The 14,105-nt window shown below is 66.8% G+C and carries 13 protein-coding genes; 12 read left to right on the forward strand and 1 reads right to left on the reverse strand.

Features of this window, described 5'->3' with window-relative positions; translation table 11 throughout:
- Nucleotide 1: 1 nt before the first annotated feature.
- Complete coding sequence (locus H4W27_RS02845) at nucleotides 2-847, forward strand: SURF1 family protein (RefSeq protein ID WP_192594593.1); 846 nt, start codon at nucleotides 2-4, stop codon at nucleotides 845-847.
- A 6-nt stretch (nucleotides 848-853) separates the two neighbouring features.
- Nucleotides 854-1,360, forward strand: a complete 507-nt coding sequence (locus H4W27_RS02850; protein WP_192594594.1) for a DUF3817 domain-containing protein — start codon at nucleotides 854-856, stop codon at nucleotides 1,358-1,360.
- Here H4W27_RS02850 and H4W27_RS02855 read toward each other — a convergent pair.
- A complete protein-coding gene (locus tag H4W27_RS02855) occupies nucleotides 1,354-2,712 on the reverse strand; it encodes an MFS transporter (RefSeq protein ID WP_192594595.1) in 1,359 nt (452 codons plus the stop codon). The two genes, H4W27_RS02850 and H4W27_RS02855, sit on opposite strands and share 7 nt — an antisense overlap.
- 333 nt (nucleotides 2,713-3,045) lie before the next feature.
- Here H4W27_RS02855 and guaA point away from each other — a divergent pair, with 333 nt between their 5' ends.
- The 10 genes from guaA (at nucleotide 3,046) to ctaD (ending at nucleotide 14,105) form a co-directional block, all read left to right on the forward strand.
- Nucleotides 3,046-4,596, forward strand: coding sequence for a glutamine-hydrolyzing GMP synthase (gene guaA, locus H4W27_RS02860; protein ID WP_192596386.1), 1,551 nt, complete (start codon nucleotides 3,046-3,048; stop codon nucleotides 4,594-4,596).
- 12 nt (nucleotides 4,597-4,608) lie between these two features.
- A complete protein-coding gene (locus H4W27_RS02865; protein WP_192594596.1) occupies nucleotides 4,609-5,121 on the forward strand; it encodes a DUF456 domain-containing protein in 513 nt (170 codons plus the stop codon).
- A 184-nt stretch (nucleotides 5,122-5,305) separates the two neighbouring features.
- On the forward strand, nucleotides 5,306-5,953 hold the full coding sequence (locus H4W27_RS02870; RefSeq protein WP_192594597.1) for an SRPBCC family protein: 648 nt from the start codon (nucleotides 5,306-5,308) through the stop codon (nucleotides 5,951-5,953).
- A gap of 33 nt (nucleotides 5,954-5,986) precedes the next feature.
- Complete coding sequence (locus H4W27_RS02875) at nucleotides 5,987-6,403, forward strand: CBS domain-containing protein (RefSeq protein ID WP_192594598.1); 417 nt, start codon at nucleotides 5,987-5,989, stop codon at nucleotides 6,401-6,403.
- A gap of 111 nt (nucleotides 6,404-6,514) precedes the next feature.
- Complete coding sequence (locus tag H4W27_RS02880) at nucleotides 6,515-6,994, forward strand: DUF4383 domain-containing protein (protein WP_192594599.1); 480 nt, start codon at nucleotides 6,515-6,517, stop codon at nucleotides 6,992-6,994.
- A gap of 399 nt (nucleotides 6,995-7,393) precedes the next feature.
- On the forward strand, nucleotides 7,394-8,341 hold the full coding sequence (locus H4W27_RS02885; protein WP_192594600.1) for a gluconate 2-dehydrogenase subunit 3 family protein: 948 nt from the start codon (nucleotides 7,394-7,396) through the stop codon (nucleotides 8,339-8,341).
- A 9-nt stretch (nucleotides 8,342-8,350) separates the two neighbouring features.
- Nucleotides 8,351-10,120 (forward strand): GMC family oxidoreductase, encoded by a 1,770-nt coding sequence (locus tag H4W27_RS02890; RefSeq protein WP_192594601.1) that lies wholly within the window; start codon nucleotides 8,351-8,353, stop codon nucleotides 10,118-10,120.
- A gap of 32 nt (nucleotides 10,121-10,152) precedes the next feature.
- Complete coding sequence (locus tag H4W27_RS02895) at nucleotides 10,153-10,551, forward strand: hypothetical protein (protein ID WP_192594602.1); 399 nt, start codon at nucleotides 10,153-10,155, stop codon at nucleotides 10,549-10,551.
- Nucleotides 10,548-11,603 carry a cytochrome c oxidase subunit II gene (gene coxB / locus H4W27_RS02900; RefSeq protein WP_192594603.1) on the forward strand — a complete coding sequence of 352 codons (1,056 nt, stop codon included), beginning with the start codon at nucleotides 10,548-10,550 and terminating at the stop codon, nucleotides 11,601-11,603. The genes H4W27_RS02895 and coxB overlap by 4 nt, the downstream gene beginning before the upstream one ends.
- A gap of 3 nt (nucleotides 11,604-11,606) precedes the next feature.
- Nucleotides 11,607-14,105, forward strand: coding sequence for a cytochrome c oxidase subunit I (gene ctaD / locus H4W27_RS02905; RefSeq protein WP_192594604.1), 2,499 nt, complete (start codon nucleotides 11,607-11,609; stop codon nucleotides 14,103-14,105).

The following is a 14,105-nucleotide window of genomic DNA, read 5'->3' on the forward strand; positions in this document are numbered from 1 at the left end:
GGTGCTCAAGACCGCCCTGCAGCCCAAATGGATCGGAACTCTAGTCCTCGCGCTGGTTCTGGCCACCGTCTTCGTGGTGCTGAGCGCCTGGCAGTTCAGCCAGTCCGAGACCGAACCGGTTCCCACAGAGGACATCACCGAGACCGCCGTGCCGCTGACCGAGGTCCACGAGCCCGAACAGGCGATGAGCGTGGCTGAGGCGGACCGGATCGTCGACTTCCGCGGAGAGTTCCTCGCGGACACCCAGGTGCTCATCGATGAGCGCCTGCAGAACGGGGACTCCGGCTACTGGGTTGTCGGCGCGTTCCGCCCCGAGGACGCCCCGGGGGACAACATCATCCCTGTGGTGCGCGGCTGGGTGGCCGATCCTGCTGAGGCGGACGCGCTGCCCGCGGGGGAGACGCTTGAGATCCAGGGTCGACTGCTGCCGCCTGAGGCGCCTGGGCCCGGCCCGAGGGAACCTGACGCCGCCGGGATGCAGGTGCTCCCGACCCTCTCCCCGGCAGAGCTGATCAACGTCTGGGATCAGCCGGGATACTCCGGCTTCGTGGTGGCCTTCCAGGTCCTCGACGCCGGGGGAGAAGAGGTGGGGGCGGCGTCGTCGTCCTCGGGCCTTGAACCGGTGGCGGTCGGACCCCAGCCCGAAGCCTCAGGCGTCAACTGGCTGAACCTCTTCTACGGCGTGGAATGGGTGGTCTTCGCCGGGTTCGCCTTCTACCTGTGGTGGCGCCTGGTCAAGGATGACCACGAGAAGCAGCTCGAGGAAGCGCGGCTGGACCGCGAATGGCAGGAGCAGTGGCGGGCCGAGCAGCTCGCGCTGCGAGAGCAGAACCGAACGAAAGACTGACCACGCATGAGTGAATCTCCCACGACCGGCCCGCACACGGCTGATGACATCCCTCCCGCGCCCCCGCGGCCCAAGCAGCGCCGCTTCGCCGGGACCGCCCAGCAGATCCAGGGGTCGTTGACCTTCTACAAGGTCTTCGCCTTCGTCACCGGCATCATGCTGCTGATCCTCGTGGCGAAGATGATCATGGACTACGGCTTCGGCTACGAGCTCTACGCCGGGGGCACCACCGCCGAGGGCACGGAGAACACGCTGGGCTTCTACCCGAAGGAATCCGTGGTGGACGGCACCGGGATCTCCTACTGGACCGCGGTGATCCACGGCTGGATCTACGTCATCTACATCATCGCCGGGTTCCGCCTCTGGTACCTGATGAACTGGAAGGTCGGCCGGCTGGTCACGATCGTGCTCGGCGGCGTGGTGCCGTTCCTGAGCTTCGTGGTGGAGCGCAAGATCGCCCGCGAGGTGCGCGTCGACATGGAGGCGAACCCCGAGGCCGTGCGCCGCTACTGAGTGGTGCTGGCCGGGAGGCTGCGCGAGCGGTGCGCCCAGAACAGCACCGGAATCAGCAGCAGGGCGAGCAGCCCGCCGCCCAGCGAGAGGTGCGCGAAGCTCGTGGCGGCCACGACCATCCCGGACATCGCGCCGCCGCCGGCTCCGGCCAGGGCGATCAGCACATCGATGCTGCCCTGGGTGCGCGGACGGTTTTCCGGGACAGTGGAGTCCACGACCAGCGCCGTGCCGGCGATGAGTCCCACGTTCCAGCCGACTCCCAGCAGCACCAGCGCCAGGATGAGCAGCCCCAGGGAGTCCCCCGGTGCGACGGCGCCCACCGCCCCGGCGGCCAGCAGGATCACGGCCGCCGCGATGCTCATCGGGATCCGGCCGAGCCGGTCCACCAGCACCCCGGTGACCAGGGAGGGCAGCCACATGGCGCCCACGTGCAGACTGATCACCAGTCCCACTGCGCCGAGCCCGTGGCCGTGCGCGAGCATGTGGATCGGTGTCATGGTCATGATCGCGACCATGGCGATCTGAGTGAGCACCATGACGGTCGCGCCGATGTAGGCGCCCGTCTCCGGCTTCGGCGCGGGGGCGCCTGGGTCTGCGGGGGAGGGAGCCTCGGCGGTGACGACTGGGGTGGTGGCCGGGGCAATCACCGAGGCATCTACGGGGGCTGGGGGTTCGGCGGACGTGACCGGGGCGTCGTCGTCTGCGGCGGCGAGCTCCCGCGCGAGCAGGAACGGGTCCGGACGCAGGAAGACGAACAGGATCAGCCCGGCCGCGAGGTACGCCACCGCGGCGAGCAGGAACGGTCCCGCCAGCGCCGGTATCCCGAGGCTCCGCGCGAGATCCCCGAGCGGCTCCACCAGGTTCGGGCCCGCCACCGCGCCGAGGGTGGTGGCGACCATGGCGATGCTGATCGCCGTGCCGCGTCGAGCTTCCGGGGCGAGGTCGGTGCCGGCATAGCGGGCCTGCAGATTCGTGGCGGTGCCGGCGCCATAGATGAAGAGTGCGAGGAACAGCAGCGGCACCTGGTCCGCCACTGCCGCGACCACCACGCCGATGGCCCCCAGCCCGCCGGCGGTGAACCCGATGCCGAGCCCGATCCGACGTCCCCAGCGCTGGGTGAGCCGACCCACTGTGAACGCCGCCAGCGCGGAGCCCAGCGTGAACAGCGCGATCGGCAGCCCGGCCAGGCCCGCCGAGCCCAGCATGTCCTGGGCCAGCAGCGCCCCCACGGTGACCCCCGCTGCCAGGCCGGCGCCGCCCAGGATCTGGCTGCACACCACGACGATCAGCGTGCGCCGCTGCACCTCCGCCCGCTGGCTCCGTCGCTGCGGCTGCGTGTCCCGGTGAGTCATGCACGCATCATAGGCCGCGCCCGGCGCGGAGGACCCCCGTTCGGGCTCCCACGCTTCCCGACGCCCCACACCCCGCGTCCTACGCCCGTGCCCCATGCCCCACGTCGTGCCCTACATCTCTTGGGCGAGATGCGGTGGAATAGCGGCGTCCGGAGGCGCTCATAGCGACGTATTGCGCCCAATCGATGGGCGTCCCAGGGGGATCCGCGATGCGCGGGATGCCCGAGACGCCCGGCACACGCTGACCGCTAGGATGGGAAGGTGACTTCTCAGCCTGCATCCGAACACTCCGCCGTCCCCGCCGTCGAGCGGTCGAACTCCGAGGCGCAGACCGTGCTCGTGGTCGATTACGGCGCGCAGTACGCCCAGCTCATCGCCCGCCGGGTGCGCGAGGCGCGGGTCTACTCCGAGGTCGTCCCGCACACGCTGCCCGCCTCCGAGATCATCTCGCGCAACCCCTCCGCGGTGATCCTCTCCGGCGGCCCCTCCTCGGTCTACGCCGAGGGCGCCCCCGAGGTGGAGACCGAGCTCTTCGAGGCCGGCATCCCCGTGATGGGCATCTGCTACGGATTCCAGGCCATGGCGCACAGCCTCGGCGGGGAGGTGGCCCGCACCGGCGATCGCGAATACGGAAAGACCGAGGTGCGCAGCGTCAACGCGCCGCACTCGCTGCTCACCGGCACCGATCAGGTCCAGTCCACGTGGATGTCGCACAGCGACTCCGTGCAGCAGGCCCCCGAAGGATTCCAGGTGCTCGCCTCCTCCGAGGGCGCGCCGGTGGCGGCCTTCGCCGATGAGCATCGCAAGCTCTACGGGGTGCAGTGGCACCCCGAGGTCCGCCACTCGCCCCAGGGCCAGATGGTCATCGAGAACTTCCTCTACAACGGCGCAGGTCTGACGCCCGAGTGGACCACAGGCAACATCGTCGAGGAGCAGGTCGCCGCGATCCGCGCCCAGGTCGGAGACTCCCGCGTGATCTGCGGACTCTCCGGCGGGGTGGACTCCGCCGTGGCCGCAGCCCTGGTGCAGAAGGCCATCGGGGACCAGCTCACCTGCGTGTTCGTCGACCACGGCCTCCTGCGCGAAGGCGAGGCCGAGCAGGTGGAGCGTGATTTCGTCGCCGCCACCGGCGCCAAGCTCTACGTGGCCGATGAGCGCGAGCGCTTCCTCTCCGCGCTGGAGGGCGTCACCGATCCCGAGACCAAGCGCAAGATCATCGGTCGGGAGTTCATCCGCGCCTTCGAGGGGGCCGAGAAGGCAGTCCTGGAAGAGGCAGCGGCCGACGGCGCCAAGGTCGAGTTCCTGGTCCAGGGCACCCTGTACCCGGACGTGGTCGAATCCGGCGGCGGCGAGGGTGCGGCGAACATCAAGTCCCACCACAACGTCGGCGGCCTGCCCGAGGACATGATCTTCAAGCTGGTCGAGCCGCTGCGCGCGCTGTTCAAGGACGAGGTCCGCGCCGTCGGTGCCGAGCTCGGCCTGCCCGCCGAGATCGTCCAGCGTCAGCCGTTCCCCGGACCCGGCCTGGGCATCCGGATCATCGGCTCGGTCTCCGAGGACCGGCTGCGGATCCTGCGCAAGGCCGACGCGATCGCCCGCGAGGAGCTCACCGCCTCCGGTCTGGACCAGGAGGTCTGGCAGATGCCGGTCGTGCTGCTCGCCGATGTCCGCTCCGTGGGCGTCCAGGGCGACGGCCGCACCTACGGGCATCCGATCGTGCTGCGTCCGGTCTCCTCCGAGGACGCCATGACCGCCGACTGGTCCCGGCTGCCCTACGACCTGCTCGCGAAGATCTCCAACCGGATCACCAACGAGGTCGAAGAGGTCAACCGGGTCACCCTGGACGTCACCTCCAAGCCGCCAGGCACCATCGAATGGGAGTGAGTCGGAAGACTCATGCTCGATTCCACCGCCACTGAGGCCGTCGCCACCGTCATCGCTGGTCTGCTGCTGATCGCCGGTGCGCTCGGCGTCGTCCTGCCCGTGCTGCCGGGATCTCTGCTGATCATCCTGACCCTGCCGGTCTGGGCGTTCCTGCTCGGCGGACCGGTGCCCTGGATCGCTGCGGTGATCGGCATGATCCTGGCCATCGCAGGATGGAGCGGCTCCACCGTGCTGACCGGCCGGAGCCTGCACCGCCAGCAGATCCCCCGCGGCCCGATCCTGATCGGGATCGCCGCCGCCATCGCGGGCCTGTTCCTGCTCCCGCCGCTGGGTCTGTTCATCGGCTTCGCCGCAGGGCTCTTCGGGGCCGAATATGTCCGCCGCGACCGCGACTGGCGCGCCGCCGGCACCGCGAGTCTGCACGCGCTGCGGGCCATGGGCCTGGGGATCCTGGTGGAGTTCGGGCTGGCGGGACTGGCGATATCCGCCTTCGCGATCGGCGTGCTGATCCACTTCGTCTTCTAAGCCTGTGGGAGCGGGTCGCTGCCGCCGCCACGGGGAACGGATCACCCAGAGAGGTCACGAGAAAAACGTCACCAGAGGCTGAGCGCTGACCCTGTTGCGATTCCTGCCGGGAAAGGTAGAGTCGGGCGCAGCACGGCAGTAGCCGCCGTGAAACAAGGACTGACCCCCACGGGAGGAGACGTCATTGAGTACCAGAGTTGAAGAGGCTGTTGTTGTTGAGGTTCCGCTGAGCACGGCGTATGACCAGTGGACCCAGTTCGAAGAGTTTCCCCGCTTCATGGGCGGTGTGGCCAGCGTCCGGCAGCTGAGCGAGAAGCGCCTGGAATGGGTCGCCGAGATCGGCGGAGTCCGCCGCCAGTGGGAAGCAGACATCGTCGAACAGGTCCCGGACAGCAAGATCGCGTGGACCGCCACTGAGGGTGCGACCAACACCGGCGAGGTCACGTTCAGCGCCGAAGGGGATCAACGCACCCGGGTCAACCTGGTTCTGGAGTACGAGCCTGCTGACTGGGTCGAGAAGGCCGGCGACAAGCTGAACCTGGTGAAGAACCGGGCCGAGAAAGACCTGGAACGGTTCAAGGAGTTCATCGAATCCGAGGGTCGCGCGACTGGCGCCTGGCGCGGAACGATCGGTCACGGGCCGCCGTCGAGCGCCGCGGCAGACGCTCTGGCCTGGGACTCGGCCGACGATCCGACCATCGACCCCGCCACCGCCCCGATACAGCCCGACGGCGATGATGAGCCTGTCTACCCCGAAGACCGTCCACTTGGCCCGCGGGAAGTGGCCCATGAACCCGACCGGCCCGTCATCGACTCCGAGGACCCACGCTGACTCAGATCCCCAACTCTACGAAGGGAGCACCTCATGGCTAAAGCACGAGAGATCATGACCCCCGGCGCTGAATGCATCGGTGAGAACCAGAGCTTGGAAGAAGCAGCCAAGAAGATGAAGGAGCTGGACGTCGGGGCGCTGCCCATCTGCGGCGAGGACAACCGGCTCAAGGGCGTCATCACCGATCGCGACATCGTCCTGAAGTGCCTGGCGGTTGGCACTGACCCGCGCCAGGTCAACGCAGGCCAGCTGGCGCAGGGAAAGCCTGCGACCATCGGCGCCGACGACACCGTCGAGGAGGCCATCGCGACGATGACGAACCACCAGGTGCGGCGGCTTCCGGTCATCGACGGCCACGACCTGGTGGGCATGGTCAGCCAGGCCGACATCGCTCGGTCCATGCCGGAGGAGCGAATCGGCAAGCTGGTCGAACTCATCTCCTACGACTGATCTCCTGCCGGGACCATCCGACGGCCTGGACCGGAACGAGACGTCCCGGCATTCTGTTCGCACATTCTGCTCAGATTTACCCAGATCGACGTACCGCGGAAAGGAAAGATCATGACTTCTTCACCTGCCCCCGCAGAACGCTCTCGAGCCCATCGGTCCCCGGTCCAACTGGCCGCGCTGATCTACGGCGCCGTCTTCCTCGTTGTCGGGGTGGCTGGATTCATACCGGGACTGACCAGCAGCTATGACACCATGCAGTTCGCCGGCCATCATTCAGAAGCCATGCTGCTCGGCATCTTCCAGGTCTCGATCCTGCATAACATCGTGCACCTGCTGTACGGCATCGCAGGGGTCCTCCTGGCCCGCACCGGCTCCGCCGCGCGGAGCTACCTGCTCTGGGGCGGTGCTGTCTACCTGCTCCTCTGGCTCTACGGCCTCTTCATCGACAAGGAGTCGACAGCGAACTTCGTTCCGCTCAACAGCGCCGATGACTGGCTGCACCTGTTCCTGGGCGTGACGATGATCGCCCTGTCGTTCCTGCCTCGTCTCACTCGGGACGACACCGCAAGGAACCGTGCCGTCCGGCGGTGAGGACACTGAGGACACCTTCCTGAACAGTTCAGGGACATGAAGAAGGCCTCCGGGCCGGTGTGCGGTGACGAGAGCCGCGACACTGGCTCGGAGGCCTTTCTTCTCCGACTCTGCGGACGAGTGGCCCAAGCCATTCTTTGTAGTTTCCCGAACCGCAGGATTCCGCGGAATCTGCTCCATCTGATCATCCACGTCCAGCGCTTGAAGCGCAGTAGTTTTCCGGATCTTCTCCGCTTTCGCTCTGTTATTTTCCAAACGACTGACGTACTGTCTGTTCCCATAAGAGGCATCACGCTGGGGGCTCGATGGAGGGTGAGCCCCGGAGTCACGTGGGGAGCACAACCTATGGCTGAGAAGCGCGAACCGACATTTCTCGGGGCGACGATATCTCGCCGGTCGATGCTGAGCGCTTCTACCGTCGTCGGGGGCCTGGCGCTCATCGGCTGCTCGTCCAGGGCAGAACACGAGACCCCGCAAGAGAGCAGCCTGCTCGACCCAGACCGTGGACCGCTGCCGCCTTCCGGCGTGGAGAACGCGGACGAGTTCGTGTTCTTCTCCGAGGAGGAGTCCAGAACCGTACAGGCGATGGTCGCGCGGATCATCCCCGGCGACGACGAGGACCCAGGCGCAGTTCAAGCAGGCGTGCCGATATTCATCGACCGCAAGCTGGAGATGTTCGAGGCGTTCGCCGAGCCGACGTACCGCGAGGGCCCTTTCGCCGAGGGGTATGAGGGCGACGAGCCGCAGACGAACAGGAACACCGTGCCCGTTGCTGAGGAGCAGCTGTACCGCTACGGATTCCAGTCCGAGCTGACCCCGCAGGAGTTCTACCGTGCTGGGCTGGCAGGGGTGGACCGGCTGGCGCAGACCCGGTCCGGCTCGCTGTTCGCAGACCTGGATGAAGATGCCCAGGACGCGCTGCTCATGGTGCTTGACGCGGTGCAGCAACGCAGCGAGGGCGGTGAGGGTACGTCGAACGTCGGTGGAGGCTCGGGGGGCAACGGCGGCAGCGGGGAGAACGGCGGGAACGCTCCTTCGAGCGCGGAGATGGACCAGGCGGAGACCGTCTTTCGCGACGCGGATCCGGGAGCGTTCTTCGACACCGTCCGTCTGGACACGATCGAAGGCATGTTCTCCGACCCGGTCTACGGAGGGAACCGCGGCCTCGTCGGTTGGACGATGATCGGTTGGCCAGGAGCTCAGCGCTCGTACTCGCCACGCGAGATGTTGTACGGCACCGATAAGCAGCCGACATCGATGGAGGGACTCACGCCGATGAATCCAGACCGCGCCGGTGGCGGCCGCGGAGCCATGGAACAGCCGCGCAACGGCGTCCACAGCCACTGAGGGAGGCTCATGAAAACTCACGACCGGGTCGACGTGGTCACCGTCGGCGGAGGAATGACAGCGTCGATCCTGGCTGCCCAGCTCCTTCCCGAGACCAGTCACCGCATGGTCTCCATCGAGCAGGGCCCCTCTCAGTGGACATACCCCGATTTCGCGCACAACCACGACGCCCTGCGATTCAACAACCGGTTTGCGATGATGCAGGACATCTCGCGATCTTCATGGACGTGGCGGCCCAACGCGGACGCGCCGTCCTTGCCGATGCGTCAGTTCGGAACGTTCAACCCAGGGCAGGGGCTCGGCGGTGCCATGGTGCACTGGACCGCTCTCACCTGGAGGTTTCTGCCGGATGATTTCAACTACAAGAGCGTCAACACCGAACGCTATGGTGCGGACCGCATCCCGGAGGAGATGACGGTCCAGGACTGGCCGATCGACTATGCCGATCTCGAACCGTATTACGACGCCTTTGAGTACGACATCGGAGTCTCAGGACAGGCCGGCAACCTCGCAGGGCGCATTCTTCCCGGAGGCAATCCCTTTGAAGGACCTCGGCAGCGTCCCTATCCGAACCCTCCGCTTGCGCGCACAGCGCTGGGCGAGCTCTTCATGGAGGGTTCCCGCGACCTGGGTCTTCATCCCTTTCCCACACCGTCCGGCATCCTCTCCCAGGGTTATACCGACCCTTACGGAAACGTGCGCGCCGGGTGCCTCTACTGTGGTTTCTGCACGCGCTACGGATGTGAGGTGGGCGCGAAGTCCAGTCCGCTGACCACCTGGTTGCCGCCCGCGCTGGCCACAGGGCGCTACGAGGTGCGCACCGAGAGCGTCGTCCTGGAGATCGAAACCGGCGATGACGGCCAGGCGACCGGGGTGCGCTATATCGATGCCCGCGGGCGGGAGCACTTCCAGCCCGCAGACGTGGTGATCTGCTCAGCCTTCACCCTGGAGAACATTCGGCATCTGCTGCTCGCACGCAGCTCCGCGCACCCTGAGGGAATCGGCAACGACCGCGGCATGGTGGGGCGCAACTACACCTACCAGATCAACAAGTCTCCGGTCCGGGGGCTGTGGCGGGGACGCCGGTTCAACCAGTTCACCGGCAACGGCTGCACCAACGCTCAGGTCTATGACTACAACGGGGACAACTTTGACCACAGCGACCTGGACTTCCTCGGTGGAGCCCGCATCCAGCCCGTGGCCGGTCAGCGGGAGCCGGTCAGTTCCATCAACGGGCTCCTGGCTGGCTTCACCGGGCGCGAGTGGGGCGCTGAGTGGAAGTCCATGCTGCAGGAGTCATGGGACGGCGTGGGGGAGATCAACTACGAGGGAGACAGCCCGGCCTACGCGGGAAACTTTGCCGACCTGGACCCGAAGTACCGGGACCACTGGGGGCGGCCCATGCTGCGCATCACCTTCGACTTCCGCGAGAACGAACGCAACATGCATCGATTCATCTCCGGCAAGTGTGAAGAGATCGTCAGGGCGATGGACGCCGACGAACTGCAGGTGGACCGAGATCTCGGGGTCTACCGCATCGACCAGTACCAGAGCACCCACCCCACCGGTGGGGCGATCATGGGCACGGATCCGGGCAACAGCGTGACCAACAGCTACGGACAGGTCTGGGACACCCCCAACGTGTTCGTCACCGGGGCGGCGCTGTATCCGCAGAATCCGGGAGCCAACCCCACCGGAACAGCCGGGGCGCTTGCGCTGCGCACGGCGGAGGCGATCCGAGACCGATATTTCAACGCTCCGGCAGAACTGCTGGCGTAGACCGCGCGGATCAGGAGAGGGAGGAGGGCGGGATGCAGCGACACGGGATCGGCGGAAGAAGCGCCGCAGGCGTGCTCGCGGTGACGCTCGCTGCGACATGTGCCGTCGCCTGTGCCAGCCCAGGCGGTCCCGGAGTCGCTGTCGTCGAGGTCACCGACGCCGGCTTCGAACCCGCGACCCTCGTCGTCGCCCCGGGGACAGAAGTGCGCTGGACGAACGTCTCCGCACAAGCTCACGCGATCTCCAGCGGCGGGGACCTGTTGCCTGATCAGCAGGCGATCCCCGAAGGTGCCGAGCCTTTCGACTCCGGGCGTCTTCGCGAGGGGGAGGCCTTCGCCCACGTCGTGGAGCTCGAAGGGGAGTACTACTACGAGGGTCGTCATCAGGACGGGGACCCGCTGGTGGGAACGATTCAGGTGGTTCAGCCGTGAAGACACTGACACGGACAGCCCTGTTGCTTCCCATCCTCGGCGTGGCCCTGGCGCTGGGAGGATGCGCTCGCGCCACGGAGCGCCAATCGGCGCTGAATCCCATGAGCCCCGACGCAGAGACGATCGACATGCACTGGCAGACGATGCTCTGGGTGGGCGCTGCGGTGTGGGCGATCGTGGTGGGCATGACGATCGCCACGCTGATCCGACGACGTCGGCGCGAGGCGGAAGGACGACGGGTGGTCCTCTTCGTGGCTCTGGCGGGGGCGGTCATCCCCGCCGCCATCCTGGTGGGAATCATGGCCCAGTCCGTGTGGGTGCTGCAGAAGACGGATCCCGGCCAGGAGGTCGCTGGCAGCACCATCACCGTGACCGGACATCAATACTGGTGGGAGGTCGAGTACCCGGAACACGGAGTCATCACCGCCAATGAGATTCACATTCCGACGGGGGAGCGGGTGCGTCTGGAGCTGGGCTCCACCGATGTGGTGCACAGCGTCTGGGTGCCGGAGCTCGGCGGGAAGATGGACATGACCCCCGGACGCAGCACCAGCATGTGGCTGGAGACCGACGAGCCAGGAACGTATTGGGGACAGTGCGCCGAGTACTGCGGAACGCAGCATGCCCTGATGCGCCTGGTCGTGGTGGCCCATGAGCCGCAGGAGTTCGAGAGCTGGCTCCAGGCTCAGGGGGAGCCCGCTGTCGAACCACCGGCCCCCGGGGACGACCCCGACACGATCGACGCGGAGGACACTCCGGACCAGCAGGACGAGGACGTGGTCGCGCAGGGCCGCGAGGTGTTCATGTCTTCCTCCTGCGTCTACTGCCACACCATCGCAGGAACCGAGGCCCAGGGACGCGCCGGACCAGACCTGACCCACCTGGCCAGCAGGGAGACCCTGGCCGCGGGGACGCTGCCCAACAACCCGGGAAATCTCGCCGCATGGGTCGTCGATCCGCAGGCCATCAAGCCGGGCAACGAGATGCCCGGAACCGATCTGGGCGGCGAAGAGCTGCAGGCGCTGCTGGCCTATCTGGAAAGTCTGGAGTAGCTCATGGCCCACGAGACGGCAGTCATGGACGAGCGGGTCTACGACGCGCACCCGCGCCTCAAAGGCGTGTTCACGAGTGTCCAGCACAAAGTCGTGGGACAGCGGTACATGGTGACCGCCTTTATATTCTTCCTCGTCGGCGGGCTTGAAGCACTGCTGCTCCGGACCCAGCTGGCTCAGTCGGACAACGATTTTCTCAGCGCGGAGAGCTACAACGAGCTGTTCACGATGCACGGCACGACGATGATGTTCCTCTTCGCGATCCCGTTCCTCGAGGGTCTGGGGACCTATCTTCTCCCTCTGCAGGTGGGTGCGCGAGACATGCCCTTCCCGCGGTATAACGCCTTCAACTACTGGTGCTATCTCGGCGGCGGCATCCTGCTCTACAGCAGCTTCCTCGTCGGCATGGTGCCGGACACAGGCTGGTTCGCCTATGTGCCGCTCAGTGGCCCGGAATTCGCAGACAAGTCGATGGACATCTGGCTCTTCGGGCTGACCCTGGCGGAGATCGCGGCCGTGGGAGCCGCCATCGAGATCATCGTGGCCGTGCTCAAGACCCGGGCGCCGGGGATGTCCCTGGAGAAGATGCCGGTCTTCGCCTGGACGATGCTCTCGGTCGCTGTCCTGATCATCGTGGCCTTTGTTCCGCTGATCGTCGCCTCGGTGCTGCTCGAGCTCGACCGCACCGTCGGCACTGCGTTCTTCGACCCAGACGCCGGTGGGGACCCGCTGCTGTGGCAGCATCTGTTCTGGATCTTCGGCCACCCGGAGGTCTATGTCATGTTTCTCCCGGGAGCGGCGATCATCAGCCATGTCATCCCGGTCCACGCGAACCAGCGGCTGGCCGCCTACCCCTTCGTGGTGGTCGCTGTCATCACGACGGCGATCATGAGCCTCGGCCTGTGGGTGCACCATATGTACGTCACCGGACTGCCGCCGCTGACGCTGACCTTCTTCACCGCTGCGAGCATGTCCATCTCACTGGCCAGCGGGATCCAGATCTTCGCCTGGATCGCCACGCTGTGGCTCGGCAGACCCCGGTTCACCGTGCCGATGATGTTCGCACTGGCGTTCATCGTGACCTTCGTGGCCGGAGGCATCACCGGAGTCATGGTGGCCTCGGCGGCCTTCGACTCCCAGGTGCACGACAGCTACTTCGTGGTGGCCCACTTCCACTACGTCATCATCGGAGGTCTGCTCTTCCCCATCTTCGCGGCCCTCTACCACTGGTGGCCGAAGTTCACCGGACGCATGGCCAACCCGGTGGCCGGGCATGTCAGCTTCTGGCTGATCTTCCTCGGCTTCCACATCACGTTCTTCCCCATGCATCTCGCCGGTCTGTGGGGCATGCCCCGCCGGGTGTACACCTACGACACCTATATGGGCGTCGAGGTCGTGAACCTGCTCTCGACCATCGGCGCATTCGTGCTGGCCCTCGGCGTCCTCATCTTCACGGCTGCTCTGGTGTACGCGTGGAGGCGCGGTCCGCAGGCGCCCCGCGACCCGTGGGGAGGCGACACGCTCGAGTGGGCCACGGATTCTCCTCCCTCCTCCTCGAACTGGCCCACGATCCCCGTCGTGACCGACCGGCATCCGCAGTGGAGTTCCGGCGAGCCGATGTCCCGCTCCCAGCGCGCGATGCACGAGGCATTTGACCGCCAGCCCGCCACCTTCCGCGCCACGCCACTGACCAGCGTCCTCTCTGCCGAGCCGCAGGGGACCCTGCGGCTGGCAGAACCGACCTATTGGCCGGCGGTCCCCGCCGCAGGCATCCTCGTGATCGTCCTGAGTCTGCTCACCGAGGTGTATTGGATCAGCGCCGTGGGTGCCGCAGTCATGGTTGCCGGCTTCATCGGGTGGTCCTACCGGGTCGAGACCGACAACAACGAGACAGAGACGGCTCCGATCGGAGGATTCCCCGTGGAGGCCCGAGGGTCCCGGGCCATCGGCTGGTGGGCCGCGTGGTGCGCTGTCGCAGTGCTCCTGGTGGGCGTGGCGACGATCGTGCTCAGCGCCCTGTTCCTGCAGGTCAATTCCGGGAGCTGGACCACACAGACGCTGGACGCACCGGTGCTGACCCTCGGGGTGGGCGTGGCCGCCGGTGCAGGCTTCGCCGCCACGCGATGGGGGGCCGCCCGGTGCGTCCCCGAGGAGCACACCGCCACCGGCGCCCGCGGAACACACCTGACGGCTGCGCTGGCATCGACCATCGCAGGAGTGATCGCGCTGGTGCTGCTTGGGGCCATCTGGTTCGGCGCGGGCCTGGACCCGACCGTTCACGCGTACAACTCCTCCGTGATGCTCCTGCTGGCCATTCAGGCTCTGGCGGTGCTGTTCGCCCTCGGCGCCACCGTCGCCGCGGTCATCGCGCGGCTGCGGCAGACGCGCGACCTGCGACCCGCCCTGGTGCTGCAGAACGCCTCGATCATGTGGCTCGCGGTCCTGCTCGGCTGGGCGATGAGCTGGGCCGCCACAGATCTCATGCCCCGGGTGGTGATCTGA

Origin of the sequence: Nesterenkonia lutea, assembly GCF_014873955.1 — a bacterium.
Classification (GTDB): Bacteria; Actinomycetota; Actinomycetes; order Actinomycetales; family Micrococcaceae; genus Nesterenkonia; species Nesterenkonia lutea.

What these genes read in the sequence shown, in the direction of transcription:
- H4W27_RS02875 (WP_192594598.1), top strand. Translation starts at nt 5,987, where the DNA reads ATGGCTAAAGCACGAGAGATCATGACCCCCGGCGCTGAATGCATCGGT.
- H4W27_RS02880 (WP_192594599.1), top strand. Translation starts at nt 6,515, where the DNA reads ATGACTTCTTCACCTGCCCCCGCAGAACGCTCTCGAGCCCATCGGTCC.
- H4W27_RS02855 (WP_192594595.1), bottom strand. Translation starts at nt 2,712, where the DNA reads ATGACTCACCGGGACACGCAGCCGCAGCGACGGAGCCAGCGGGCGGAG.
- H4W27_RS02885 (WP_192594600.1), top strand. Translation starts at nt 7,394, where the DNA reads ATGCTGAGCGCTTCTACCGTCGTCGGGGGCCTGGCGCTCATCGGCTGC.
- H4W27_RS02865 (WP_192594596.1), top strand. Translation starts at nt 4,609, where the DNA reads ATGCTCGATTCCACCGCCACTGAGGCCGTCGCCACCGTCATCGCTGGT.
- H4W27_RS02890 (WP_192594601.1), top strand. Translation starts at nt 8,351, where the DNA reads ATGAAAACTCACGACCGGGTCGACGTGGTCACCGTCGGCGGAGGAATG.
- H4W27_RS02895 (WP_192594602.1), top strand. Translation starts at nt 10,153, where the DNA reads ATGCAGCGACACGGGATCGGCGGAAGAAGCGCCGCAGGCGTGCTCGCG.
- H4W27_RS02850 (WP_192594594.1), top strand. Translation starts at nt 854, where the DNA reads ATGAGTGAATCTCCCACGACCGGCCCGCACACGGCTGATGACATCCCT.
- ctaD (WP_192594604.1), top strand. Translation starts at nt 11,607, where the DNA reads ATGGCCCACGAGACGGCAGTCATGGACGAGCGGGTCTACGACGCGCAC.